This window comes from Microbacterium sp. PMB16 (genome assembly GCF_051294855.1).
In the GTDB taxonomy this organism is placed as follows: domain Bacteria; phylum Actinomycetota; class Actinomycetes; order Actinomycetales; family Microbacteriaceae; genus Microbacterium.
In genome coordinates this window covers 3,148,567-3,171,588 of sequence record NZ_CP145908.1, presented here as the reverse complement: position 1 = coordinate 3,171,588, position 23,022 = coordinate 3,148,567, and the positions used below count along the sequence as shown (strand labels likewise).

At 68.7% G+C, this 23,022-nt stretch carries 23 protein-coding genes; 11 read left to right on the top strand and 12 right to left on the bottom strand.

Translation table 11 applies throughout. From position 1 onward, the window contains the following. The first annotated feature begins 73 nt into the window (after nucleotides 1–73). Nucleotides 74–988: an EamA family transporter gene (locus V5D55_RS15155; RefSeq protein WP_435744506.1), complete on the top strand. Its 915-nt coding sequence runs from the start codon at nucleotides 74–76 to the stop codon at nucleotides 986–988. 7 nt (nucleotides 989–995) lie between these two features. Here V5D55_RS15155 and ffh read toward each other — a convergent pair whose 3' ends face one another. Together ffh and V5D55_RS15145 are read right to left on the bottom strand one after the other, a co-directional pair. Continuing rightward, nucleotides 996–2,552, bottom strand: coding sequence for a signal recognition particle protein (ffh, locus tag V5D55_RS15150; protein WP_435744504.1), 1,557 nt, complete (start codon nucleotides 2,550–2,552; stop codon nucleotides 996–998). Between the two features lie 70 nt (nucleotides 2,553–2,622). Continuing rightward, nucleotides 2,623–3,210, bottom strand: a complete 588-nt coding sequence (locus tag V5D55_RS15145; protein ID WP_435744502.1) for a TetR/AcrR family transcriptional regulator — start codon at nucleotides 3,208–3,210, stop codon at nucleotides 2,623–2,625. Between the two features lie 99 nt (nucleotides 3,211–3,309). Here V5D55_RS15145 and lipB point away from each other — a divergent pair, with 99 nt between their 5' ends. Together lipB and lipA are read left to right on the top strand one after the other, a co-directional pair. Then, nucleotides 3,310–3,963: a lipoyl(octanoyl) transferase LipB gene (gene lipB / locus V5D55_RS15140; RefSeq protein WP_435744500.1), complete on the top strand. Its 654-nt coding sequence runs from the start codon at nucleotides 3,310–3,312 to the stop codon at nucleotides 3,961–3,963. Further along, the gene (gene lipA / locus V5D55_RS15135) at nucleotides 3,960–4,949 is read left to right on the top strand and encodes a lipoyl synthase (RefSeq protein WP_435744498.1); all 990 of its coding nucleotides are present in this window, start codon (nucleotides 3,960–3,962) and stop codon (nucleotides 4,947–4,949) included. Before lipB ends, lipA begins: the two co-directional genes overlap by 4 nt. A 15-nt stretch (nucleotides 4,950–4,964) precedes the next feature. Here the strand turns inward: lipA and V5D55_RS15130 are convergent, their stop codons facing one another. Together V5D55_RS15130 and ftsY are read right to left on the bottom strand one after the other, a co-directional pair. Next, nucleotides 4,965–5,465 (bottom strand): DUF2004 domain-containing protein, encoded by a 501-nt coding sequence (locus V5D55_RS15130; RefSeq protein ID WP_435744496.1) that lies wholly within the window; start codon nucleotides 5,463–5,465, stop codon nucleotides 4,965–4,967. A 44-nt stretch (nucleotides 5,466–5,509) separates the two neighbouring features. Further along, nucleotides 5,510–6,382, bottom strand: coding sequence for a signal recognition particle-docking protein FtsY (ftsY, locus tag V5D55_RS15125; RefSeq protein WP_435744494.1), 873 nt, complete (start codon nucleotides 6,380–6,382; stop codon nucleotides 5,510–5,512). Between the two features lie 28 nt (nucleotides 6,383–6,410). Between ftsY and V5D55_RS15120 the strand changes: the two genes are divergently transcribed. Then, nucleotides 6,411–7,085, top strand: coding sequence for an alpha/beta fold hydrolase (locus V5D55_RS15120; protein WP_435744492.1), 675 nt, complete (start codon nucleotides 6,411–6,413; stop codon nucleotides 7,083–7,085). Between the two features lie 16 nt (nucleotides 7,086–7,101). Here V5D55_RS15120 and smc read toward each other — a convergent pair whose 3' ends face one another. Then, on the bottom strand, nucleotides 7,102–10,647 hold the full coding sequence (smc, locus tag V5D55_RS15115) for a chromosome segregation protein SMC (RefSeq protein WP_435744490.1): 3,546 nt from the start codon (nucleotides 10,645–10,647) through the stop codon (nucleotides 7,102–7,104). 525 nt (nucleotides 10,648–11,172) lie between these two features. Between smc and V5D55_RS15110 the strand changes: the two genes are divergently transcribed. The 5 genes from V5D55_RS15110 to V5D55_RS15090 all read left to right on the top strand — a co-directional run bounded on the left by V5D55_RS15110 (nucleotide 11,173) and on the right by V5D55_RS15090 (nucleotide 15,751). Further along, on the top strand, nucleotides 11,173–11,454 hold the full coding sequence (locus V5D55_RS15110; protein ID WP_435744488.1) for a hypothetical protein: 282 nt from the start codon (nucleotides 11,173–11,175) through the stop codon (nucleotides 11,452–11,454). 14 nt (nucleotides 11,455–11,468) lie between these two features. Beyond that, the gene (locus tag V5D55_RS15105; RefSeq protein ID WP_435744486.1) at nucleotides 11,469–12,557 is read left to right on the top strand and encodes a GNAT family N-acetyltransferase; all 1,089 of its coding nucleotides are present in this window, start codon (nucleotides 11,469–11,471) and stop codon (nucleotides 12,555–12,557) included. Then, nucleotides 12,554–13,633 (top strand): GNAT family N-acetyltransferase, encoded by a 1,080-nt coding sequence (locus tag V5D55_RS15100; protein ID WP_435744484.1) that lies wholly within the window; start codon nucleotides 12,554–12,556, stop codon nucleotides 13,631–13,633. Before V5D55_RS15105 ends, V5D55_RS15100 begins: the two co-directional genes overlap by 4 nt. Nucleotides 13,634–13,736: 103 nt before the next feature. After that, nucleotides 13,737–14,432: an ABC transporter ATP-binding protein gene (locus V5D55_RS15095; protein ID WP_435744480.1), complete on the top strand. Its 696-nt coding sequence runs from the start codon at nucleotides 13,737–13,739 to the stop codon at nucleotides 14,430–14,432. Then, a complete protein-coding gene (locus V5D55_RS15090; RefSeq protein WP_435744478.1) occupies nucleotides 14,429–15,751 on the top strand; it encodes an FtsX-like permease family protein in 1,323 nt (440 codons plus the stop codon). Before V5D55_RS15095 ends, V5D55_RS15090 begins: the two co-directional genes overlap by 4 nt. Nucleotides 15,752–15,757: 6 nt before the next feature. Here the strand turns inward: V5D55_RS15090 and mutM are convergent, their stop codons facing one another. From mutM to V5D55_RS15060, 6 genes are all read right to left on the bottom strand, one after another. Then, a complete protein-coding gene (gene mutM / locus V5D55_RS15085; RefSeq protein WP_435744475.1) occupies nucleotides 15,758–16,621 on the bottom strand; it encodes a bifunctional DNA-formamidopyrimidine glycosylase/DNA-(apurinic or apyrimidinic site) lyase in 864 nt (287 codons plus the stop codon). Beyond that, nucleotides 16,614–17,306 carry a ribonuclease III gene (rnc, locus tag V5D55_RS15080; protein WP_435744473.1) on the bottom strand — a complete coding sequence of 231 codons (693 nt, stop codon included), beginning with the start codon at nucleotides 17,304–17,306 and terminating at the stop codon, nucleotides 16,614–16,616. The genes mutM and rnc overlap by 8 nt, the downstream gene beginning before the upstream one ends. 14 nt (nucleotides 17,307–17,320) lie before the next feature. Beyond that, nucleotides 17,321–17,530: a 50S ribosomal protein L32 gene (gene rpmF, locus V5D55_RS15075; protein WP_105668338.1), complete on the bottom strand. Its 210-nt coding sequence runs from the start codon at nucleotides 17,528–17,530 to the stop codon at nucleotides 17,321–17,323. A gap of 2 nt (nucleotides 17,531–17,532) precedes the next feature. After that, nucleotides 17,533–18,027, bottom strand: a complete 495-nt coding sequence (locus tag V5D55_RS15070; protein ID WP_435749319.1) for a YceD family protein — start codon at nucleotides 18,025–18,027, stop codon at nucleotides 17,533–17,535. Nucleotides 18,028–18,153: 126 nt separating this feature from the next. Next, a complete protein-coding gene (gene coaD / locus V5D55_RS15065; RefSeq protein WP_435744470.1) occupies nucleotides 18,154–18,651 on the bottom strand; it encodes a pantetheine-phosphate adenylyltransferase in 498 nt (165 codons plus the stop codon). A 31-nt stretch (nucleotides 18,652–18,682) separates the two neighbouring features. Continuing rightward, entirely contained in the window at nucleotides 18,683–20,857 is a 2,175-nt protein-coding gene (locus V5D55_RS15060) for an ATP-dependent DNA helicase RecG (protein ID WP_435744468.1), read from the bottom strand. Nucleotides 20,858–20,917: 60 nt separating this feature from the next. On the opposite strand from V5D55_RS15060, the gene rsmD reads away from it, so the two are divergent. Continuing rightward, complete coding sequence (gene rsmD / locus V5D55_RS15055; RefSeq protein WP_435744465.1) at nucleotides 20,918–21,535, top strand: 16S rRNA (guanine(966)-N(2))-methyltransferase RsmD; 618 nt, start codon at nucleotides 20,918–20,920, stop codon at nucleotides 21,533–21,535. On the opposite strand, the gene thiL is transcribed toward rsmD, so the two are convergent. Then, a complete protein-coding gene (gene thiL, locus V5D55_RS15050) occupies nucleotides 21,505–22,500 on the bottom strand; it encodes a thiamine-phosphate kinase (RefSeq protein ID WP_435744463.1) in 996 nt (331 codons plus the stop codon). The two genes, rsmD and thiL, sit on opposite strands and share 31 nt — an antisense overlap. A gap of 23 nt (nucleotides 22,501–22,523) precedes the next feature. On the opposite strand from thiL, the gene V5D55_RS15045 reads away from it, so the two are divergent. Beyond that, nucleotides 22,524–23,006, top strand: a complete 483-nt coding sequence (locus V5D55_RS15045) for a DUF3515 family protein (protein WP_435744461.1) — start codon at nucleotides 22,524–22,526, stop codon at nucleotides 23,004–23,006. Nucleotides 23,007–23,022: the final 16 nt, after the last annotated feature.

Genomic DNA, 23,022 nt, shown 5'->3' with positions numbered 1-23,022 from the left:
CATGATCTCCCTTCATGCTTCTCGTGACAAGCATGTGTTGGACTCATAGGCGCGATCGGAGGAGCCTGGAAGCATGAACCGACTCACCATCCTCCTGCTGACAGCCCTGGCCCCGATCGCCTGGGGAACGACGTACCTCGTCACGACCGAACTCCTCCCCGTCGGTCATCCGCTGTTCGCCGGGCTGCTCCGCTCGCTCCCGGCCGGTCTCCTCGCCATCGCGATCAGCCGTCGACTCCCCCACGGCACGTGGTGGTGGAAGGCGTTCGCGCTCGGCGCGCTCAACATCGGAGCGTTCTTCCCTCTCCTGTTCCTGGCTGCGGAGCGGCTCCCCGGCGGCGTCGCGGCCGCGGTGGCGGGCGCTCAGCCGCTCATCGTGCTGGTGCTCGGTTCCCTCGTGCTCCAGGAGAAGATCCGGCCGGCCACCGCGGCAGCTGCGGTCGCCGGCGCCGGAGGAGTCGCGCTGGTCGTCCTCGGGCCGGCGGCGTCACTCGATCTCTGGGGCATCCTGGCGGCACTCGGCGGCGTCACCGCCACCGGCGTCGGCATGATCCTGACCAAGCGCTGGGGTCGCCCGTCCGGCGTCGGTCCGGTCGCCTACGCCGGATGGCAACTGGCCGCCGGCGGTCTGCTCCTGCTGCCGGTCACGCTTCTCGTCGAGGGCGTGCCCGCGACGATCGACGGCGGAGCGGCACTCGGCTACCTGTGGCTGGGCACGGCCGGCGGAATCGTCGCCTACACGCTGTGGTTCCGCGGCATCCAGCAGCTGCCTGTCATCGCCCCCGGACTGCTCGCACTGCTCTCCCCCATCGTCGCGACGATCCTGGGCGCACTAGTCGCCGGAGAAGCGTTCACTCCCGTGCAGGCGATCGGATTCACCATCGCCCTGGGTGCGCTCGTCTCGGGGCAGATCTTCGCCCGCCGTGCGCGGATGACCACCCTGGTGGCAGAGCCGCCCACGGCACCCGTCCTCGTGGCGCAGCGGTGACCGCGGGTCAGCCCTTGCCGAAGAGCTTCTGGATCTCGGCGAGATCTGCTTCGCTCGGCTGCTGAGCCACACCCCCACCGAGACCGAACCCGGAGCCTGTCGGCGCAGATGACACGACTCCGGCGTTCTCAGCAGCGCGCTTCGCGGGGTTGCCCGAGCGTGATCCGCCGGATGACTTGCCCTTCTTGCCCCGCTTCGACGAGGCGCCGGGGCGACCCATCCCGGGAACCGCGCCCATGCCGGGGATGTTCGGGGTGCCGCCGCGGGCGACGGTCTTCATCATCTTGGCCGCCTGCTCGAACCGCTGGACGAGCTGGTTGACGTCGGTGACGGTCATGCCGGAGCCCCGCGCGATGCGCAGGCGTCGCGAACCGTTGAGAACCTTCGGGTTGCGGCGCTCGGTCGGAGTCATCGAGCGGATGATCGCCTCGGTGCGGTCGATCTCACGCTCGTCGAAGTCTTCGAGCTGCTGCTTCATCTGGCCCATACCCGGGAGCATCCCGAGCATCTTCTTCATCGAGCCCATCTTCTTCATCTGCTGCAGCTGATCGAGGAAGTCCTCCAGCGTGAAGGCCTCGGTCGCGAGCTTCTCGGCCATCTTCATGGCCTCTTCCTCATCGAAGGCCTGCTGGGCCTGCTCGATGAGGGTCAGGATGTCGCCGAGGTCGAGGATCCGGCTCGCCATGCGGTCGGGGTGGAACGGCTCGAGGTCTTCGAGACGCTCACCCGTCGAGGCGAAGATGATGGGTCGACCGGTCACGGACGCGACGGACAACGCGGCACCACCGCGGGCATCGCCGTCGAGCTTCGAGAGCACGACACCCGTGAAGTCGACGCCCTCCTGGAAGGCCTTGGCGGTGTTGACGGCGTCCTGACCGATCATCGCGTCGATGACGAACAGCACCTCGTCGGGGTCTACTGCCTTGCGGATGTCGGCGGCCTGCTTCATCAGCTCGGCGTCGACACCGAGGCGACCGGCGGTGTCGATGATGACGACATCGTGCTGGTGGCGGCGTGCGTGGTCGACTCCGTCGCGCGAGACCTTCACCGGGTCGCCGACACCGTTGCCGGGCTCGGGCGCATAGACGGTGGCGCCCGCCTGCTGGGCGACCACCTGAAGCTGGTTGACGGCGTTGGGGCGCTGCAGGTCGGCAGCCACGAGCAGCGGCGTGTGCCCCTCGCCCTCGAGCTGCTTGGCGAGCTTTCCCGCGAACGTGGTCTTACCGGAACCCTGGAGACCGGCGAGCATGATGACGGTCGGCGCGGTCTTGGCGAACTGCAGGCGACGCTGCTCGCCGCCGAGGATCTGCACGAGCTCCTCGTTGACGATCTGCACGACCTGCTGGGCCGGGTTGAGCGCCTTGCTGACCTCGTCGCCGAGCGCGCGCTCGCGCACCTTCGCGGTGAAGTCCTTCACCACCACGAGTGCGACGTCGGCGTCGAGCAGCGCGCGACGGATCTCGCGCACGGTGCCGTCGACGTCGGCCGCGGTGAGCTTGCCCTTCGTGCGAAGGTTGCGGAAGGTCTCGGTGAGCCGATCGGAGAGCGTGCCAAAGGTAGCCATGGTGCTGTCGATTCTACGCGAGCGGAGCCTCCACGCTCAGCGCGGCACGCAGCTCGGTGCGGCGGACTCGTCAGCTCGCCCAGGGAAGATCGTGGATCGTCCCGAGGCCCTCGCGCAGCACCGCTTCCGGAGAGCCACGACCGGCGCCCTGCTCCGCCCAGACGCGTAGCGAGGAGAGCACGGCGGCGGCGTGCGCGGAGCCGAGGATGTCGGCCTTCAGCACGTCGATGCCGGATGCCGCGGCTGCGGCCGACACAGCAGCCGCAAGCCGTGCGTGGCGCAGACCGGTATCGCGGACGAGCTCGCCCTCCAGCCCCATGGCTCGGGCGTTGCGCAGCGCGAGCGCGAGCGGGTCCGGCGCGAAATCCCGAACGACGAGGAGAAGGACGCCGCGCACCGCGTCGCCTGTCGCAGAGGCGCCGAGCTCGCCGAGAGACAAGGCCGCGTGTCCGATCCGCTCGTCGACACCCGACCACAGCACGTCGCTCTTCGAGGTGAAGTAGTTGAAGAAGCTCGACCGGCTGACCCCGGCCCGTTGCGTGATATCGGCCACCGAGGTCGCATCGTAGCCGCGCTCCAGGAACAGCTCGCAGGCCGCTTCGGCGAGGGTCTCGCGCGACGAGGCGCGGGGGCGACCTGCACGACCGGTGGACTTCATGCTCTCACGCTACCGCCGACGCGGCGCGGCGAGCTCTCCCCCGTCAGTGAGGAGTATTGTTAGACGCACTCCAACAACTTCTCGAAGGGGCAGACGAGCATGCTCGACATCCTCACACCCGGGTTCGCTCCGAACCCGGTCCCGTACACCGAAGGGTGGGAGCTGCAGCGTCGCGTCCACGCCGACGTCGTCGACGGCACGCGCCCGGACACGCTGATCCTCCTCGAACACGAAGCGGTGTACACCGCGGGCAAGCGCACCGAGCCGCACGAGCGACCGCAGGACGGCACGCCCGTCGTCGACGTGGACCGCGGTGGGAAGATCACCTGGCACGGGCCGGGTCAACTGGTCGGATACCCGATCGTGCGCCTGCCGGAGCCGATGGACGTCGTCGCCCATGTCCGCCGTCTCGAACGCCTCCTGATCGACCTGCTCCGCGGGTTCGGGGTCGACGGATATCAGGTTGACGGCCGCAGCGGAGTATGGGTGCGTCGCCCGCTGTCCGAGGACAAGGTCGCGGCCATCGGCGTGCGCGTGCAGCAGGGAGTGACGATGCACGGCTTCGCGATCAACTGCGACAACTCCCTCGCCGGCTTCCGCGGGATCATCCCCTGCGGCATCACCGATGCAGGAGTCACCACCGTGAGCGAGACGACCGGTACCGCGGTCACACCCACCGACATCGTCGAGGCCGTGATCACGGCCTTCACCACGGAATACACCATCACCGACCTCGCTGGAGTTCCCGCATGACCGCCGCACCCGAGGGCCGCAAGCTCCTCCGTCTCGAGATCCGCAACGCCGAGACCCCCATCGAACGCAAGCCGGAGTGGATCAAGACGAAGGCGAAGATGGGCCCGGAGTACACCGCCCTGCACTCGCTCGTGAAGAGCGAAGACCTGCACACCGTGTGCCAGGAGGCCGGCTGCCCGAACATCTTCGAGTGCTGGGAGGACCGAGAGGCGACCTTCCTCATCGGCGGTTCCCAGTGCACCCGGCGCTGCGACTTCTGCCAGATCGACACCGGCAAGCCCGACGACTACGACACGGACGAGCCCCGGCGCGTTGCGGAGAGCGTGCAGAAGATGGGACTCCGCTACGCCACCGTCACGAGCGTCGCCCGCGATGACCTGCCGGACACCGGCGCCTGGCTCAACGCCGAGACCGTGCGGAAGATCCACGAGCTCAACCCGAACACCGGTGTCGAACTGCTCGCGAACGAGCACAACGCCGATCCCGCCTTCCTCGGCCAGATCTTCGACGCCCGCCCCGAGGTGTTCGCGCACAACGTCGAGACGGTGCCCCGCATCTTCAAGCGGATCCGCCCGGCGTTCCGCTACGAGCGGTCGCTCGACGTGCTCACGCAGGGCCGCAACGCCGGTCTCATCACCAAGTCCAACCTGATCCTCGGGATGGGCGAAGAGCCCGAGGAGGTCGTCCAGGCCCTGCAGGACCTGCACGACGCCGGCTGCGACATCATCACGATCACGCAGTACCTGCGCCCCACCCCGCGCCATCTGCCGGTCGCCCGCTGGGTGAAGCCGTCGGAGTTCGTGGAGTTCAAGGAAGAGGCGGAGCGGATCGGATTCCTCGGCGTGCTCGCCGGTCCCCTCGTCCGGTCGTCCTACCGCGCAGGGCGCCTGTGGGCGCAGTCGATGGCATCGAAGGGCCGGGAGATCCCGTCGCATCTGGCGCACATCGCCGAGAGCGCCGACCTGGGGTTCGCCCAGGCCGTGTAGTGCTGGCGCTGGAGGCTAGTCGGCGCTCATGACCGACTGCACGCTGCCGTCGGAACCGAGGTTCACCAGCAGCACGTCGTCACTCGAGGTGTCGTCCAGCGCGTACTCCAGCACGGCGAACGGCTCGGAACCTCCGTGCTCGTCCGCGAGGATCGTCATGCTCATCAGGCGCAGGGAGCGGATGATGTCGACGGCCGGATCACCGGAGACATCGACGAGCACGTCGGGGAGATCGTCGCCGTAGGCCTCCTGCTGCTGGAGGATGTACTCGGTCACCTCACTCGTGCGATCGTCCACTTCGGAGAGCATCCCGCGGCGCGCCGTGTCATCCACGCTCTCCAGTCCGGCGATGAGGGACGCGGCGATGTCGAGCGCGTCGGCGGACACGTCATCCTGGTCAGGCGCCGTCAGGTCGACGGTGACGCTCTGATCTCCGAGCTCCACCGTCTCGGACCAGAAGATCGAGCCGTCTGGACCGGAGGACAAGAGTCCGAAGTAGTCGTGTTCGATCGCCATAACGCTATGAAACCAGCCTCGTGCTCACTGCGGTAGCCCTGTCGTCATCCGACGAGGGATTGGACGAAGACGTGGGGGGTGAATCCGGTCAGATCGTCGATGCCTTCCCCCTGCCCGAGGAGCTTCACCGGGATGCCCGTGCGCTCCTGGACCGCGAGGACGAACCCGCCCTTGGCCGAGCCGTCGAGCTTCGTGAGCACGAGCCCGGTGACCCCCGCGTGTTCGAGGAAGGACTGCGCCTGGAGCACGCCGTTCTGTCCTGTCGTCGCATCGAGCACCAGCAGCACCTCGCTGATCGGCGCCTGCTTCTCGATCACACGGCGGATCTTTCCGAGCTCGTCCATCAGGCCACCCTTGGTGTGCAGACGACCTGCGGTGTCGATGATCGCGATCTCGATTCCCTCGCGCTTCGCGTAGTCGACGGTCTGGAAGGCGACGGAGGCCGGGTCCTGTCCCTCCTGCTGGGGCCGCACGATCGCCGCTCCCCCGCGCTGCGCCCACGTGGCCAGCTGATCGACGGCCGCCGCGCGGAACGTGTCGGCCGCGCCCACGACCACACTGCGCTGGAATCCGCGGAGGAACTTCGTGAACTTGCCGATGGTCGTGGTCTTGCCGACTCCGTTGACCCCGACGACGAGGACGACCGCCGGGCGCTCCGTGAGCTTGAGGGTCGTGTCGAATTTCGCGAAATGCTCTTCGAGCGTCTCGCGCAGCATCCGCTGAAGGTCCTGAGGATCCGTCGTGCGGTACCGGTCGACCTTCTCGCGAAGCTCGTCGACGATGCGCTCGCTGATGTCGGGGCCGAAGTCCGCGGTGATGAGCGCGGTCTCGAGGTCCTCCCAGGTCGTCTCGTCGATGGTGGGCTTGACGAACATGCCGCGCAGCGCGCGACCGAGAGACCAGGACTTCTCCGCCATGCGTCCAGCCTACGGGTAGCATCCGGTCATGGTCCGCGCACACGAGGTCGAACGCCTCTACATCCACGGCGGTGGGCGCCGGGGTGCGGATGCGTGGCCGCACGTCGCCGACCCCGCGGCGAGGTTCCTCTCCTTTTCGCCGGATTCCACGATTGCCGAGCAGATGTCGGGTCTCGTCGAAGAGGTGGGCGATCGTCGTGTGCTGATGTTCGCGCACTCGATCGGGGCGGTGCCAGCGGTGCTGGCGGCGCACCACCTCGACGTCGCTGGGCTCGTGCTCATCGAACCCGCCCTGTACGACATCGCCAGGGGCGTCGCAGATGTCGAACGTCACATCGGCATCGTCACCGAGGCACGCGCCCTGGCGGCAAGCGGGGATCTCCGCGGTTTCTGGGCGGTCCTCCGGCCGTTGATGTTCGGCGGCCCGTTCGAGATGGCGCGGTGGGACGAGGAGCGACCAGTCGCCGAACGTTGGGCAGTCACCAACCTGCCGTGGGGACACGCCGTACGAGAGCGGATGCTGGACGACATTCCGACCCTGGTCGTCACCGGCGGGTGGAACGGCGAGTACGAGGCCATCGCGCGCATCCTCGTCGCGCGCGGCGCGCAGCACGTGGTTCTCCCCGGCGCGGAGCATCGCCCGCAGGACCTCCCGGGATTTTCCGCCGCGGTGGAGGCCTTCGAACACTCCTTGCCGCGGTAGTGACGACGGAGGTTGCTCAGCCTGCTGCTGCCGCCCGGTCGCCGACTCGCTGGCCCACGACCGCCGAGACACCGTCCTGGCGCATCGAGACGCCGTAGAGGGCGTCGGCGATCTCCATCGTGCGCTTCTGGTGGGTGATCACCAGGAGCTGCGAGGTCTCGCGCAACTGTTCGAACACCGTGAGCAGGCGACCGAGATTCGCGTCGTCGAGCGCTGCTTCGACCTCATCGAGGATGTAGAACGGACTCGGGCGCGCCTTGAAGATCGCGACCAGCAGCGCGACCGCCGCGAGGGAACGCTCTCCACCGGAGAGCAGCGAGAGCCGCTCGATCTTCTTGCCCACCGGACGGACAGAGACCTCGATCCCCGTAGTCAGCATGTTGTCGGGGTCGGTGAGGCTGATGCTCCCGGTTCCGCCGGGGAACAGCAGCGGGAAGACCTGACCGAACGCCTCCTTCGTGTCCTCGAAGGCGCTGGCGAAGATGGTCTGCATCCGCTCGTCGAGGTCGCCGATGATCGTGAGGAGATCCTGACGCGTCTGCGTCAGGTCGGTCAGCTGCTCGGTGAGGAACGCATGACGCTGCTCGAGGGCTGCGAACTCCTCGAGCGCCAGAGGATTCACGCGCCCGAGCTGCCCGAGCTTGCGCTCGGCCTCGGCGAGACGTCGCTGCTGGATCCGACGATCGAACGGAATGGCCGTGTCGTCGAGGAGCTCGCCGTCCGCGGGTTCGACGCCTGGATCACGTGGAACCAGCTGATCAGGTCCATATTCCGCAATGAGAATATCTTCGTCGAGTGCGAGCTCGGAGGCGACACGCTCCAGCAGGCTGTTGAGGTGCAGCTTCTTCTCGTGGATCTGCAGCTCCAGGCCGTGCACGCTTTCGGTGAGCCCCGCCAAGCGCTCGCGAAGCGACGTCTCCTGGGCGCGCAGCGCCACGAGTTCCTCGTTCTGCGCGGAGCGCGCAGACTCCGCCTCGCCGAGCGCGATCCGGGCCTCGGTGACCGATCGGTCGAGCGAATCGAGAATGCGCGGAAGCTCCTCCGCGACCCCGGAGGCCGCCTCGCGCTGAGCCCGCCGGATGACCGCACGCCGTGCGGTCTCTGCCGCGGCATCCCGCTCCTGCTCGCGCTGCCGTTCCAGGCTCGCGACACGGGACTGCGCAGCGCGGACCCGCTCGCGGAGGGTCTCGATCTCCAGACGAGCGCGGACCTCGTTCTCCCGAGCGACCTCCAGTGATTCCAGCAGGCCGTCGCGTGCCGTCGCATCGAGCACGGGGCGCGGCGCGGCGATCGCGGCATCCACCGCATCCTTCGCGGCCTGCGCCTTCGCCTCGGCGTCGGCGACGGCCGCTTGCGCCTGGGAGAGCCCGGCCTCGAGGCGCTCGCACTCGGCGACGGCCGACTCGTGCCGCACCGTGATCCGGTTCACCTGTTCAGCGTGACTGGCCAGCGCCGCATCATGTTCCCGAAGAGCGCGGAGCGCATCCTTGGCCTGACGTCGCGTCGTCTCCACGGCCTCGTTCGCGTCCTCGCGGGCTTCGCGCAGCGAATCCACCACGATCTGGATCTCTTGCAGGCGTTCCTTGGCCGCATCGCGTTCGGCGGTCAGCTCCAGACGCGAGCGTTCGCCGCCGGAACCCGTGCGCAACGTCTGCGCCGTGATCACGTCTCCGCCGACCGTCACGATGGTCGTCGTGGTGTCGCCGGTGATGTCGAGCGCAGAGCGCGCCGCTCGTGCCGACTCGAGATCGGAGGCGATGAGCACGTGCGACAGGATGCCGAGCACACCGTCGGGGGCGGTGACCGTCTCCGTCGCCGGCGTGACGCCGGCGATCTGCGGCAGCTCGACGTTCGGGCGCAGAGCGTCGGCGACCACGAAATCGACGACTCCGAGTCGCTGCGCGGTCGCCGCCGCGGCCTGAGCGAACGCATCGGCCGCCGAGTCGATCAGGACCCCCTCGGCGAGCGGGCCGAGGACAGCGGCGATGGCGGCTTCGAAGCCTGCGCGCACCTGCACGGCGTCACCGACGAGTCCGCGCACACCCGCTCCCCCGGCCTTGACGATCTCTGCCGCGCCGCCTGAGAGAGCGAGCGCACTGCTCAGAGCGGCGGCCTTCGCGGTCAAGGAGTCGACCTCGCGCTCCGCAGCGTGCAGTCGTTCGCGGAGCGCCTCGCGTTCGGCTTCGGAGGCGGATGCTGCTCGCTGCGCGCTGTCGTAGGCGGCGGCGTGCTCGACCGCCGTACCCTCCGGCGCCTCGGCATCGTCGATGCTCTCCAGCGCGTCGGTGGCTTCTCTGCGGCGGATGTTCGCGGCTTCCAGCGCGTTCTCCTGCCGGAGCACCGCTCCCCGCACGGCCGCGAGGGCGGACGCCGCAGCATCCGCTGTTCCTCGCAACGTCGTCAGGCGCATGTCGTACTCGGAGACGAGAGCGCTCTGCTCGGCGATGTCGACGTCGAGAGTGTCCAGCTCGGCTCGAGCGTGCACGACCTCGCGGCTGGCGGTGACCGCCGCGTCCTGCGCATCGCCGAGTCCGGCCGAGATCACATCGATCTCGTCCTTCGCCTCGTCGATCGTGCTCTGCGTGACGGTGACGGCGGTGACGGCCGCGTCATCCTCCTCCGAGCCGAGAAGCGCGAGCCGTTGGTTCGCCAGCGTGTACAGCCCGCGCATGCGCTCCTGCACCTGCTCGAGGCCGAAGGCCACGCTCCGCGCCTGGTCGACCGCGACCGAGTTCTGATCCTGTTCCAGCCGGGCGATGTTCGCGCGCACGCCCTCCGCCTGGTCGGATAGCACCAGGCGCTCGGTGTGCCGCTCATGCTCTGTGCGGGTGTGGTCAGCGAGCGCGGTGCGCAGCGCGACGACGTCGTCGGCGAAGATGCGCGCCTTGGCATCGCGGACGACAGCTGCGATCGTCTGCGCCTCCCGAGCGATCTCCGCCTGGCGGCCGAGAGGCTTGAGCTGGCGCCGGATCTCGCCTGCGAGGTCGCTGAGACGGGTGAGGTTCGTCTCCATGGCGTCGAGCTTGCGGAGGGTCTTCTCCTTGCGTCGACGGTGCTTGAGGATGCCCGCGGCCTCCTCGATGAAGCCCCGCCGATCCTCGGGCGATGCCTGCAGCACGGTGTCGAGCCGCCCCTGTCCGACGATCACGTGCATCTCGCGACCGAGCCCCGAGTCGCTGAGAAGCTCCTGCACGTCGAGCAGACGGCAGCTGTCGCCGTTGATCGCGTACTCGCTGGAGCCGTTGCGGAACAGCGTACGGCTGATCGTCACCTCGGCGTACTCGATGGGGAGCGCGCCGTCGGCGTTGTCGATCGTGAGCTGCACCTCCGCGCGACCGAGGGGTCCGCGTGTCGAGGTGCCGGCGAAGATGACGTCCTCCATCTTGCCGCCGCGGAGAGTCTTCGCCCCTTGCTCGCCCATCACCCAGGCGAGCCCGTCGACCACGTTGGACTTGCCCGATCCGTTCGGGCCGACGATGCACGTCACGCCCGGCTCGAACACGAAGCTCGTCGGCTGGGCGAACGACTTGAACCCCTTGAGAGTCAGGCTCTTCAGATGCATGCGGGCACCGCTCGTCCGGGGAGAATCACGCCGCTACGCTACCGGAATCCCGCTGGTCTCCCGGCATCCCGCGCGGACGACCCGCCAACCCGCCCCGGCCGCGACACGCCGAGCGGAAGCCGATGTGCTTGACGTCGCCCGCGCACCTTCGCTACGGTGACTTCCGGATCGCCACACGAAAGGAGGTTACCGATCATGATGACTCAGCTCAACGCACAGGCCACAGGCCTCACCGCGCCCGCGCACTCTGCGCCGCGCTTCGCGTTCTCGGTAACCGCCGGCGACCGTTCGAGCGCGCTCTCTTAGAACCGCAGCCTGAGATCTCCGGCCCGTAATGGGCCGATTCTCGCCGATTCTTCCGCGCCCCACCCTCTGATCTCTCCGGAGATCACGGATCCCCCGCCGCCCTCGGCATCCGCACTCCGCGGAACCGATGTGCTGCATCCTCCCGCGCCTCGCGTCTGCTTCGGTGGACGCTCGCGGCGCTTCCGCACCCCATCCATCACTCATTCAAAGGACACCACCGTGAACACGACGCTGCACCGCGGCATCGCCCACCCGCCCGATATCGAGGACCATGAGGTCCTCCAGATCCCCCGCCCCGACGAACTGCGAAAGCTCGCTCTCGCCGATCGTCTCTCCCTCCGGTTCGGCCTCTGGCTGTTCCAGCGGGCGCAGCGCCCCCGGCGTCAGCCACGGAGCCTGTACATCTCTCCCGCCGAGGCCATCTACCTCGGAGAGCGGGATCGCACCGCCGCCGAATCGTACGCGCTGCTCATCTACGGCATGCAGCACAACATGCGCTGAACGGAGTTCGAATCATGACCATTCCCCTCAGCGCAGGCGCCACCCTGCATCCGCTCGTGCTCCCGGCACGGGCGGATGCAGCGGACGCGGGAGAGTTCCGCGAACTCTCCCGCGTCCGCAACCTGGTGTACCGCGAGATCACCGGCAGAGGCGAGGACGACCTCACGCCCGAGGCTCTGCTGCCGATCCTCCGATCGCGCAAGGAGCGCACCACCATCTCCTGGATCGTGCGCCTCGACGAAGAGATCGTCGGGCGTGCGGTCGTCAACATCCCGCACGAGGAAGGCTCGCGTGTCGCGATCGTCTCCATCGAGCTGCGTCCGCACGTCTGGGGCCGGGGCATCGGAACTGCGATACTCCCCCACCTCGAGGCAGTCGTGCGCGAGCACGGACGCACCGTCATGCAGAACTGGACGGAGCAGCAGCCGAGCACCGGCCCGCGTATCGATGCGCCGACGGGGTTCGGGAGTGTTCCGGAGGATCACGTGGCGCGTTTCCTGATCCGACAGGGATTCCGCCTCGAACAGGTGGAGCGCGTCAGTCACCTCGAGCTCTCGCCGAAGACGCTGCAGCACGCCCGCGATCTGCTCGAGCAAGCGCGTACGGCGTCTGCCGACTACCGCATCGTGCAGTGGATGCTGCCGACTCCGGATGACCGCGCCGCGGGATACGCCTGGCTGAAATCGCGCATGTCGACGGATGCTCCCGCTGCCGGAATGGAGCAGGACGAGGAGGCGTGGGACGTCGCGCGCTTGCGAGAGGGCGAATCCAGGATCGCCGAGATGGGCACGACGGTGCAGGTCACAGCCGCCGAGCACATCGCCACGGGCGAGCTCAGCGCCTTCACCGAGCTCGCGGGCGGTCCGAATCCCGACGAGGTCACCCACCAGGAGGACACGCTCGTCCTGAAAGAGCACCGCGGTCATCGACTGGGCCTGTTGGTCAAGTGCGCGGCGCTCCTCGCCTGGGCTGACGTCGCTCCACGATCGCCGAGCGTGATCACATACAACGCCGAGGAGAACCGGCCGATGCTCTCCATCAACGAAGCCATGGGCTTCACCCCCACGGCCTACGAAGGCGCATGGAAGAAGGAACTGACATGAAGACCGTCGCACTGACGATCAGCCCCCTGATCGTCCCTGCCTCGCTGAACGACGCCGACGCCGCGGACTTCCGCGCGTACGGAGATCTCAACCGACTCGTCTGCGACGAGGCCGTCGGCCTGCCCGATCTTGCCCCGGATGCTGCGCAGATGCTGCCGGAATGGCAGGACAGCACCGATTCGATCGACATCGGATTCGTCGCCCGCGTGGACGACCGGATCGTCGGGATGGTGACCCTGTCGTTCGCGCAGGAAGCGGACGCGCATGCCGCCGAGGTCGATCTGCTCGTCCTCGCCGAACACTGGGGCCACGGGGTCGAGGAAGCGTTGATGGAGCGCGCCGAAGAGGAAGCCCGCGCGCGCGGGCGCAGCCTCGTGCAGATCTGGTCGCTGCACCGTCCGGAGGAAGCGGACCGGATGCTCGTGCCGCGTACCGGGTGCGGACGCATCCCGGCCATCGCGCTCAGTGATCTGCTCGAGGCCCGCGGCTTCGTCCTGGAGCAGGTGGAACGCAACAGCGAGTTCGACCTGCGGGCGAACCCCGAACCGCTGCGCGCGGCGCTGGCGGATGCACTGGCCTTCGCAGGAGCCGACTACCGCGTCCGCGAATGGATGATGCCGACGCCGCCCGAGCTGCGGGAGGGATTCGCCGCCGTGCAGGCGCGGCTCTCGACCGACGCCCCGAGCGGTGACATGGACTTCGTGGCCGAGGAATGGGATGCCGAGCGAGTCGTCCGTCGCGAGGCCCGGCTGACCGCCGCAGGTCAGGCGGTCTCCGTGGTGGCGGTGCAGCATGTTCCGACCGGAGAACTGGTCGCCTACAACGAGCTGCTGATCGCGGCCGACCGTTCGGGTGTCACTCACCAGTTCGGCACCCTGGTCTCGAAGGAGCACCGCGGACACCGTCTCGGAACGATCGTCAAGTGCGCGAACCTCCTCCGCTGGCGTGAGCTGATGCCGCTGTCGGCCGTCGTCTCCACGTTCAACGCCGAGGAGAACCGCCCGATGCTGAGCATCAACGAGGCCATCGGATTCGTGCCGGTCTCCTACGCCGGCGCCTGGCAGAAGAAGGCCTGATGCATCGATGCGGGCCCGATCTCATTCTCCGGGATGACGTCGGGCCCGCATCCTCATCCGCCCGACCGACGACGCGACCGGGTCGGATCGCGAGGCTGGAAGCATGAACATCCCCGTGATCGAAGCCCACGCCCTCTCCAAGCAGTTCGGGTCCACCCGCGCACTCGCCGGTGTCGACCTCGCGATCCATCGCGGCGAATCCGTCGCGATCATGGGCGCATCCGGATCCGGCAAGACGACGCTCCTGCACGTGCTGGCCGGCATCATCGCGCCGGATGCCGGTGGCGTCACCTTCCGCCCTGCCGAGGGTGCACCCGTCGAGGTCACCGCCCTGAGCGAATCGGCCCGATCCCGCCTGCGCCGTGAGCGCTTCGGCTTCGTATTCCAGCAGGGGCTCCTGATCCCCGAGCTGACAGCGGTCGAGAACGTCGCTCTCGCCTCGATGATCAACGGCATCAGACGTCAGGATGCCGTGCAGCACGCAGCTTCCTGGCTCGCGGCGCTGGGCCTCGCCGGTATGGAGGATCGTCGCATCGGCGAGCTCTCCGGAGGGCAGGCGCAGCGCGTCGCGATCGCCCGCGCCCAAGCCACCGGCGCCGAGTTGGTCTTCGCCGACGAACCGACCGGCGCGCTCGACTCCCACACGTCGGGCGAGGTCATGGATGCGCTGCTCTGGTCGACCACCGGACAGGGGCGCACGCTCGTCGTCGTCACGCACGACCCCGAGGTCGCGGCGCGGTGCACGCGCACGATCGCAGTGCGCGACGGACGGATCCTCTCCTCGGCGGTGGCCGCATGAACGCCGCCGTCCTCTCTCTTCTCCTCCGTCCTGCTCCGGGGCAGCGCAGCGTGATCGCTCTGCCCGTCGTCGCCTTCGGCGTCGTCACCACCCTCGTCCTCACGGTCATCGGCGGGGCTCAGTCGTTCTGGGGATGGACCGGCGAGTTCGCGCCCCTGTACCAGGCTCTTGCCGCGATCGCGCTCGTGCTGCTGGTGGTGCCGCTGATGTCGCTCGGCGGCGCGGCGGCCCGCCTCTCCGCTCGCCGTCGCGATGAGCGTCTCTCGACCTTGCGGTTGCTGGGGGTGTCGCCGGCTGGCGTCACCATCGCGACCGTCGCGGAATCGGTGCTCGTCGCCGCCGCGGGAGCACTGGCCGGGGTGCTCGGACACGTGGCGCTCGCGCCGCTGATCGGCCTGATCCCGTTCCGCGGTGAACCTCTCGGGTTCGGCGCCGTGGTACTGCCACCGCTGTCGATCGCCGCCGTGTTCCTCGGCGTGCTCCTGCTGGCAGCGATCAGCGCCGTCATCGGTCTGCGACGCGTCGTGATCTCGCCGCTCGGAGTGCGCACGCGCACGACTGCTTCCGGTGTGCACTGGATCCGCGCCGTCTTCGCTGCGGGCGCGGTCGCCATCGCCTTCGTGCTGATCAAGGTGTTCCCCTCGATCGGCGGTCTGGTCACGACGATCGTGGTGCTGGCCGGGCTCTTCGCCGCCGTCCTCGCTGTGCTCAATCTCGTGGGACCGTGGGTGCTCAAGGTCACGGCGTCGCGTCAGCTTCGTCGCGCCGAGAAGCCGGAGAGACTGCTCGCCGCCCGCATCGTCCTGGACTCCCCCAAGGCGGCTTGGCGCCAGGTCGGCGGCATCGCGATGGCGAGCTTCATGGCGGTGTTCGCCGGCACCGGAGTCGCGCTGCTGAATGTGATGGGCACGACGGATGCGTCTGCCGCCGACAACGCACTCGCGACCGACATCCGCACCGGGCTCGTGATCACTCTGATCGGCTCATTCCTGATGGTCGCCGCATCCGTCGGCGTCCATCAGGCGTCGGATGTGCTCGACCAGCGAGAGCTGCACCGCAGCCTGCACCACCTCGGCATGCCGCTCGAGACCGTCGATCGCGCCCGCCGGCGCGCGATCATGTCGCCGCTGCTGGTGACCGCGGTCGGGTCGGCGCTGTGCGCGGCGGTCCTCGTGTTCCCGCTCGTGGGGATCGCGTTGATCACGGCTCCCGCGTCCTTGCTCACGATCGCCGCGGTCGTTGCGGTCGGCATCGGCGTCGTCTGGGCGAGCACCCTGGCCACCCGGCCCCTGCTATCCCGGGCGTTCCAGACGGCCTGATCACGCTCAGCGTCGCCGCTGGCACCGGGGGCAATAGTGGGAAGAACGGTTCATGAAGGCCTCACGGCGGATGGGCGTCCCGCACCGCGGGCACGGCTGTCCGCCGCGGCCGTAGGCGTTCAGGGAGTGGGCGAAGTACCCCGCCTGCCCGTTCACATTCACGTATTGCGCGTCGAAACTGGTGCCGCCCTCGGCGAGGGCCTTCGCGAGCACTGCCCGCACCTCAGCGAGAAGCCGGTTCACCGCGAGGGTCGAGAGGCGGTCGGCCGGTGTCTCCGGGTGTATGCGCGCAGCCCAGAGCGCTTCGTCGGCGTAGATGTTGCCGATGCCGCTGACGACGTTCTGGTCGAGGAGAACCCGTTTGATCGCGCTCGCCTTCCGCGCGAGAGCGGTCCGGAATCGCCGGTCGTCGAACAGCACGTCGATCGGATCCCGGGCGATATGGCTGACCTGCGTCGGGATGAGCGAGGGACCATCGTGCACCAGGGCGTCGACGGCGAGCGATCCGAACGTCCTCTGATCCGCGAAGACGATCGCGAGCTCGCCGTGAACCGGATGCTCGAGATGGATGCGCACGCGCTCGTGCCGTTCGGCGGCTGCATCGGGGGCACGCAGCAGCATCTGGCCGCTCATGCCGAGGTGCGCGATCAGCGCCGACTCCCCGTCCTCGAGCGGAAGCCAGAGGAACTTGCCTCGACGGGAGGCATCCGAGAAGGTGCGTCCCTCGAGTCGGCCCACGAAGTCGGCGGCGCCGGCGGGATGCCGGGTAAGGGCGCGCTCGTCGAATACGCTCACGGCCGTGATCAGGGATCCGATCGCCGCGGGAGCGAGTCCTGCGCGAACGACCTCGACCTCGGGAAGCTCAGGCACGCTCGTTCAGAGTGCGCCATGCGCTGAGCGCGGCCGCCATCTCGGCGGTCTTCTTGCTGCTGCCGGTACCGGTCATCCGCACGTCGCCGACGGCCACCGTCGCCGTGAAACGGCGATCGTGGTCAGGCCCGCTCGCCTCGACGGAGTACTGGGGCGGGGTGGCACCCACCCGAGCCGCCAGCTCCTGCAGGCTGGTCTTCGGGTCCATGGCCGCGCCGTACCGCTCGGGGTCTGCCAGCAGCGGCTCGGTGAGACGGAGCACGAGTTCCGTGGCGGCCTCAGGCCCCGCGGACAGGTACGTGGCACCGATGACGGCCTCCATCGTGTCCGCCAGGATCGAGTCCTTGTCGCGGCCACCGGTCTGCTCTTCACCGCGACCGAGGAGCAGGTGACGTCCGAGGTCGATGCCGCGAGCGACCTCCGCCAGGGCGACCGTGGAGACGACGCTCGCGCGTCGCTTCGCCAGCTCGCCCTCGTCGAGGTCGGGATGCGTGGTGAACAGCATCACGGTGACGGCCTGACCCAGCACCGAGTCGCCGAGGAATTCGAGGCGCTCGTTGTGCGGGATGCCACCGTGCTCGTACGCGTAGGAGCGGTGGGTGAGCGCCAACTCCAGAAGCTCCGCGTCGATGTCGACGCGGAGCTTATCTGGGAGAGGTCTCGTCCCCCCGGGGACCTCCGTCACGATGCGTTCGCGACTCAGACGTCGGCGACCTTGCGGCCCTTGTACTCGAGGAAGAGCTCGGTGCCCTGCGAGTCGGTGACGACCTTCGCCTGGTGCGGACGGCTGTAGACGACCTTGCCGTTCTCGATGGTCTTCACGAGGGCGATGGGCGCCGCCTTCCACTGCGCGCGGCGCGAGCGGGTATTCGAACGGGAGACCTTGCGCTTCGGGGGGTTACCAGCCATGACTAGCTCTCTTCTTTCTCGGCGGCACGAGATTCTTCCGCGCCGTCTTGGTCTGTGATCTGTTGGAGCGCACTCCATCGAGGATCGATGGGAGCCACCTGCTCCGTTTCGGTGTTCACGGCCAGTCGCTCACCCGTTTTCGGGTCGAGCCCGGGGCAATCCGGCTGACACACCGGTTGAAATGGAAGCGACAATACGGCCGCATCCCTGACAAGAGTTTCAAGATCCACGTGGTCGTCTTGAACCTCGAAGTCAGTTTCTTCCTCACCAGGATACGCGAAAAGCTCCTGGAACTCGACTTCGACCGGCCGAGCGATGTCGATCAGGCATCTTCCGCACACTCCGACGTACTCGGCATCCGCCGTTCCGGAGACCAGGATGCCCTCGTGGACCGACTCCAGACGCACGTCGAGGTCGATCTCGGCACCCTTCTCGTACGTGACGATCCCCTCGCCCCAGGGTTCGGCAAGAGTCACGGTGAAGGCATGTTCGCGCATCTCGCCCGGGCGTCGGACGATGTCGCGGGCGGGCAGGATGAAAGGGCCATTCAGTCGAGATCGCACCCGGCCATGCTACTCGGGTCTTCCTGCGACCGGGCCGAACGGGGCTTCGCGGGAGAGCAGTCAGAGGCCTCGCGCGCCCGTGTCGAGGAACGCCGCGACTGCGGGCGGGACGAAGGGCCCCACATCGCCGCCGAGTGACGCGACCTGCCGCACGAGCGAGCTCGACACCATCGCGTGCGACGGGTCGGGAAGCAGGAACACGGTTTCGATGTCAGCGAGGTGCCGGTTGACGATCGCCATCGGAGACTCGTAGGCCACGTCGATCTGCGACCGGATGCCCTTCACCAGCACTCCGGCGCCGACGTCGCGGGCGTAGTCGACCAGAAGACCCATGCTCCACGAGCCGATCACGATGGTTCCTGCCATGCCGTCATCGGCGATGGAGCGCTCCAGCAGCGCGAGTCGCTGCGCGATCGGCAGCATCGCTTCCTTGCCGGGGTTGTGCACCACGAGCACATGCAGCTCGTCATACAGCTTGGCGGCCCGACGGATCACGTCGAGATGACCCAGGGTCGGCGGATCGAACGAACCCGGGACGACGGCGATCCGACTGCTCATCGCTCCAGCCTAGGGCACCGCCTCGGCCGCGTCAGTTCTTCGCCAGCGCCGCGCGGTCCTCGTCGCTCACGCGCCGGGCGATGACCTCGCGCAGACCGTTATGACGAGCGAGCTCGGGATCTGCGGCGAGGATCTCCTCGGCTACTTCCCTCGCCCTGGTGATCATTCCCGCGTCCTTCACCACGCGCAGCAGCTTCAGCGACGAACGGACGCCCGCCTGGGCCGCGCCGAGCACGTCGCCCTCCCCGCGCAGTTCGAGGTCGACCTCCGCCAGCGCGAACCCGTCGAGTGTCGCGGCGACGGCATCGACACGCTCCCGCGCGATCGAGCCCGTCTCGGCCTCGGTGACGAGGAGGCAGAGTCCTGGGACGCCGCCTCGTCCCACACGTCCGCGCAACTGATGCAGCTGCGAAACCCCGAACCGGTCGGCGTCGAGCACGATCATGGTGGAGGCGTTCGGGACGTCGACCCCGACCTCGATCACGGTCGTGGCCAGAAGCAGATCGATCTCTCCCCGGGCGAAGGCCTGCATCACGGCATCCTTCTCGTCCGACGGCATCTTGCCGTGCAGCACCGCGCGACGGATGCCGCCCAGTGTCGGGTGCGTCGAGAGCGCCTCGTCGAGCTGCACCACGCCCCATCGCGGTCCGGTCGTCCCCTCGGGCGCCACGGCCGCCGGCTCGCCCGCCTCCGCCGTCTTCTTGGTGGTGTCGATGGCGGCGCAGACCGCGAACACCTGCCTGCCCTGGGCGATCTCCTCGGCGGCTCTCGCCCAGACGCGGTTGAACCACTCCGGGTGCTCGGCGAGGGGAGCGACATACGTCTCGATCCCGGCGCGCCCGGCCGGCATCGTGCGGATCACCGAGGTGTCGAGATCGCCGAAGACCGTCATCGCGACGGTTCGGGGAATCGGTGTGGCGGTCAGCACCAGGGCGTGCGGGCTCGAGCCCTTCGCACGCAGCGCCTCCCGCTGCTCCACACCGAACCGGTGCTGCTCGTCGACGACGACGAGCCCCAGGTCGGCGAAGGTGGTCTTCTCCCCCAGCAGCGCATGGGTGCCGACGACGATGAGCGACTGCCCCGATGCGACGCGGAGAGCAGCCTTCCGGCGAGCCGCGGCCGGCAGCTGCCCGGTCAGGAGCGTGGGCATCACCAGCGGGGCGAGCTCCGGCCCGAGCATCTTCGAGATCGAGCGCAGATGCTGACCGGCGAGGACCTCGGTCGGCGCGATGAGCGCCGCCTGACCGCCCGACTCGGCGACCTGCAGCATCGCGCGGAGCGCCACCAGAGTCTTTCCCGAGCCGACCTCTCCCTGCACCAGACGGTTCATCGGCCAGGAACCGATGAGATCGCGGGCCACCTGGTCCCCGACCGTCTGCTGGTCGGGGGTGAGCTCATAGGGCAGGCTCGCGTCGAATCGCTCGAGCAGACCGCCGGGCTTCGCGGGACGAGCGGTGGCCGACAGCGCACGCACCGCATCGCGCTGCTGCAGCAGCGCCGTCTGCAGCGTCAGCGCCTCATGCATCCGCAGCGTGCGGACAGCGGGATCGATGTCGTTGCGCGTGCGGGGCCGATGGATGAGTTCGAGCGCTTCCTGGGCGGTGAGGAGCTCTTCGCCGGTACGCACGGCTTCCGGCAGGGGGTCGGGGACCGCGGCGAGATCGTCGAGCACGCGGCCGACGAACTTCGCGATCTGCCAGGTCTGGAGGGTCGAGGTCGCCGGATAGATCGGAATCAGAACAGCGGCGCGAGCGTCGGCACGACGGCGTGCAGCATCCTCGTCGTCGAAGAGCTCGTACTCGGGGTGGGCGAACTGCGTCACCTCGTTGAACATGCCGACCTTGCCGGAGAAGACGCCGCGCCTCCCGACTGCGAGGTCTTTGGATCTCCACTCGGCCGCACCGAGGTTCTTGGCGAAGAACGTCAGCGACATACGGCCGATGCCGTCGCCGATCACGACGTCGACCATGGCTCCCTGGCGGTTGCGCATGCGGCGGAAGCTCGACGACAGCACCTCGGCCACGATCGTGACCGTCTCGCCGAGCGGCAGGTCGCGGATGGGCGTCAGCTCTCCCGGGTCGGCGTACCGCCGCGGATAGTGCGAGACCAGGTCGCCCACGGTCTTCATCGCGAACGCCCGGTTTAGCGTCTTCGCGGGGACGGCGCCGAGGGCGTCCTCCAGCGAGGAATCGAGCGTGAGCGGCATGTTCCGAGTCTAGGGAACCCGGCGGACACAGCGGACTCGTGACTGTCGTATCGTGAACGGGTGACGAGGATCATCGCCGGAAGCGCCCGCGGAGCACGACTGGAAGTACCCGGCGCGGGGACGCGTCCGACGAGCGACCGGGTGCGCGAGTCGCTGTTCGGCGCGCTGGAGTCGGCTGATGCGATCGCGGATGCGCGGGTGCTGGATCTGTACGCCGGGTCCGGTGCGCTCGGCCTCGAGGCCCTCAGTCGCGGTGCCGCCGGCGTCGACCTCGTGGAGCGGGGGCGTCAGGCGGCCGGCATCATCCGTCGCAACGCCGCGACGGTGGCGAAGGCGGGCGGCCTCGCGAACGCCCGCGTCCACGAGTCAGCGGTGCATGCGTTCCTGCTGCGCGCCGCCGGCTCCTACGATCTCGTGTTCAGCGATCCCCCCTACGACATCGATGACGCGGCGATGACGGCCGATCTGGTCGCGCTCGCCCCGTTGCTCTCGCCGTACGCGCTCGTCGTCGTCGAGCGTGCGCGTCGATCCACCCCGCCGGATTTCGCGGCTGCGGGCCTCGATCTGATCCGCGAGAAGAGCTACGGGGATACCGCGCTGTGGTGGGCGGAGCCGGCGGAACGTGAGGATGCTCCGGCCGACGCTGCTCAGCCGGAAACGGAGTCCCAGTCCCGATAGGGATCCCACCCCGAGACATCGACCGGACGGTCATCGCAGAGCAGATCTTCATCCCCTGGCGGACGCACCTCGCCGATGATGCGGAAGCCCGGGGGCAGCACGCCCTCCGGGAAGGTCGCGAGCAGCGCGTGATCCTCGCCGCCGGCGATGGCCCGCTCCGGATCGCCGCCCAGCGAGGCTCGGTTCAGAGCGATCGTGACACCGGATGCCGCGGCCATGCGCCGTGCGTCCAGCGCCAGTCCATCGGACACGTCCATCATGGCCGTCGCACCGGCGTACGCCGCCACCGGGCCGAGGCCGATCGGCGGCGATGGCCGCAGTTGTGCCGACAGCGCCGCGCTCTCCCCCGAAGCCAGCTTCGACGGGTCGACGGCCACGGGAACGCCGTCTTCACGAAAACGTCCGAACAGCACGGCCAATCCGTGAGCCGCGTGGCCCAGCTCGCCCGCGACGGCCACAGAGTCGCCGGGTCGCGCACCGCTGCGCGTCACGGCTGATCGTCCTTCGAGGTCACCGAGCGCCGTGACGGCGACCGTGAGCACGTCGGACACCGTGAGGTCGCCGCCGACGACAGCGCAGCCGGGCGCGAGCGCGGCGCAGGCCTCACGGAAGCCGTCGGCGAGCTGCTCGACGAAGGACAGGCGGAGATCGCGAGGGACGGCGAGGGCGACGAGCAGCGCCGTCGGCCGCGCCCCCATCGCCGCGACGTCGGCGAGGTTCACCGCTGCCGCTTTCCAGCCCAGGTCGTACCCGCTGGACCAGGCGAGTCGGAAGTCCGGCCCGTGGACGAGGGTGTCCGTGGTCGCGACGACCGTGCCCGACGGTGTCGCGATGACGGCGGCGTCGTCACCAGGACCGAGCACGGTGTGCGTGCCCGGAACGGTCCGGCTCAGGATGGCCTGCAGGATCCGCCCCTCGGAGATGTCGCCGAGGCGGGGGTCGTCGTCGTCGGGTCGGGAGGGCATGCTGTCAAAGGTAGCCTGGAAGCATGCTCCGTTCCCGTCGCCTCGCAGTCGTCGCAGGTGCGGTGACCCTGGCCGCGGCCCTCGCCGGCTGCTCCACGACCGTGCATCTCGAGCCCGCAGACGACGCCGACTCCCCCGGGTGCGCGGCCGTCTCCGTGCTGCTCCCCGAAACCGTCGGCGGATTCGATCGGGTGTGGACCGATGCGCAGGCCACCGGCGCCTGGGGCGACCCGACGATCGTGCTGCGCTGCGGCGTCGAGCCGCCGGCGCCGTCGGCTCTCGTGTGCACCACGCTCGGAGGCGTCGACTGGCTGGTGCTGGAGCAGGAGGAGGAGCGACAGCGCCTCGTCACCTACGGACGGGATCCGGCCGTCGAGGTGAACATCCGCCGCGGCGAGCAGATCGACTTCCAGGCGATCGTCGACAAGCTCTCCACCAGCATCCAGGCCGGTCTCGCCCCCGCCACGGCGCAGTGCACCGATCGGGTCGACTTCCCCGCGGAGTGAACGGTCCCACCTAGAC

Bases quoted from the DNA above. Each gene is read 5' to 3' on its own strand.
- V5D55_RS15060 (WP_435744468.1), bottom strand. From the start codon at position 20,857: ATGCCGCTCACGCTCGATTCCTCGCTGGAGGACGCCCTCGGCGCCGTC.
- lipA (WP_435744498.1), top strand. From the start codon at position 3,960: ATGACCGCCGCACCCGAGGGCCGCAAGCTCCTCCGTCTCGAGATCCGC.
- V5D55_RS15145 (WP_435744502.1), bottom strand. From the start codon at position 3,210: ATGAAGTCCACCGGTCGTGCAGGTCGCCCCCGCGCCTCGTCGCGCGAG.
- coaD (WP_435744470.1), bottom strand. From the start codon at position 18,651: ATGAGCAGTCGGATCGCCGTCGTCCCGGGTTCGTTCGATCCGCCGACC.
- V5D55_RS15155 (WP_435744506.1), top strand. From the start codon at position 74: ATGAACCGACTCACCATCCTCCTGCTGACAGCCCTGGCCCCGATCGCC.
- V5D55_RS15130 (WP_435744496.1), bottom strand. From the start codon at position 5,465: ATGGCGATCGAACACGACTACTTCGGACTCTTGTCCTCCGGTCCAGAC.
- V5D55_RS15120 (WP_435744492.1), top strand. From the start codon at position 6,411: ATGGTCCGCGCACACGAGGTCGAACGCCTCTACATCCACGGCGGTGGG.
- V5D55_RS15095 (WP_435744480.1), top strand. From the start codon at position 13,737: ATGAACATCCCCGTGATCGAAGCCCACGCCCTCTCCAAGCAGTTCGGG.
- V5D55_RS15100 (WP_435744484.1), top strand. From the start codon at position 12,554: ATGAAGACCGTCGCACTGACGATCAGCCCCCTGATCGTCCCTGCCTCG.
- V5D55_RS15045 (WP_435744461.1), top strand. From the start codon at position 22,524: ATGCTCCGTTCCCGTCGCCTCGCAGTCGTCGCAGGTGCGGTGACCCTG.
- V5D55_RS15090 (WP_435744478.1), top strand. From the start codon at position 14,429: ATGAACGCCGCCGTCCTCTCTCTTCTCCTCCGTCCTGCTCCGGGGCAG.
- ftsY (WP_435744494.1), bottom strand. From the start codon at position 6,382: ATGGCGGAGAAGTCCTGGTCTCTCGGTCGCGCGCTGCGCGGCATGTTC.
- ffh (WP_435744504.1), bottom strand. From the start codon at position 2,552: ATGGCTACCTTTGGCACGCTCTCCGATCGGCTCACCGAGACCTTCCGC.
- V5D55_RS15105 (WP_435744486.1), top strand. From the start codon at position 11,469: ATGACCATTCCCCTCAGCGCAGGCGCCACCCTGCATCCGCTCGTGCTC.
- smc (WP_435744490.1), bottom strand. From the start codon at position 10,647: ATGCATCTGAAGAGCCTGACTCTCAAGGGGTTCAAGTCGTTCGCCCAG.
- lipB (WP_435744500.1), top strand. From the start codon at position 3,310: ATGCTCGACATCCTCACACCCGGGTTCGCTCCGAACCCGGTCCCGTAC.
- rpmF (WP_105668338.1), bottom strand. From the start codon at position 17,530: ATGGCTGGTAACCCCCCGAAGCGCAAGGTCTCCCGTTCGAATACCCGC.
- V5D55_RS15070 (WP_435749319.1), bottom strand. From the start codon at position 18,027: ATGCGCGAACATGCCTTCACCGTGACTCTTGCCGAACCCTGGGGCGAG.
- thiL (WP_435744463.1), bottom strand. From the start codon at position 22,500: ATGCCCTCCCGACCCGACGACGACGACCCCCGCCTCGGCGACATCTCC.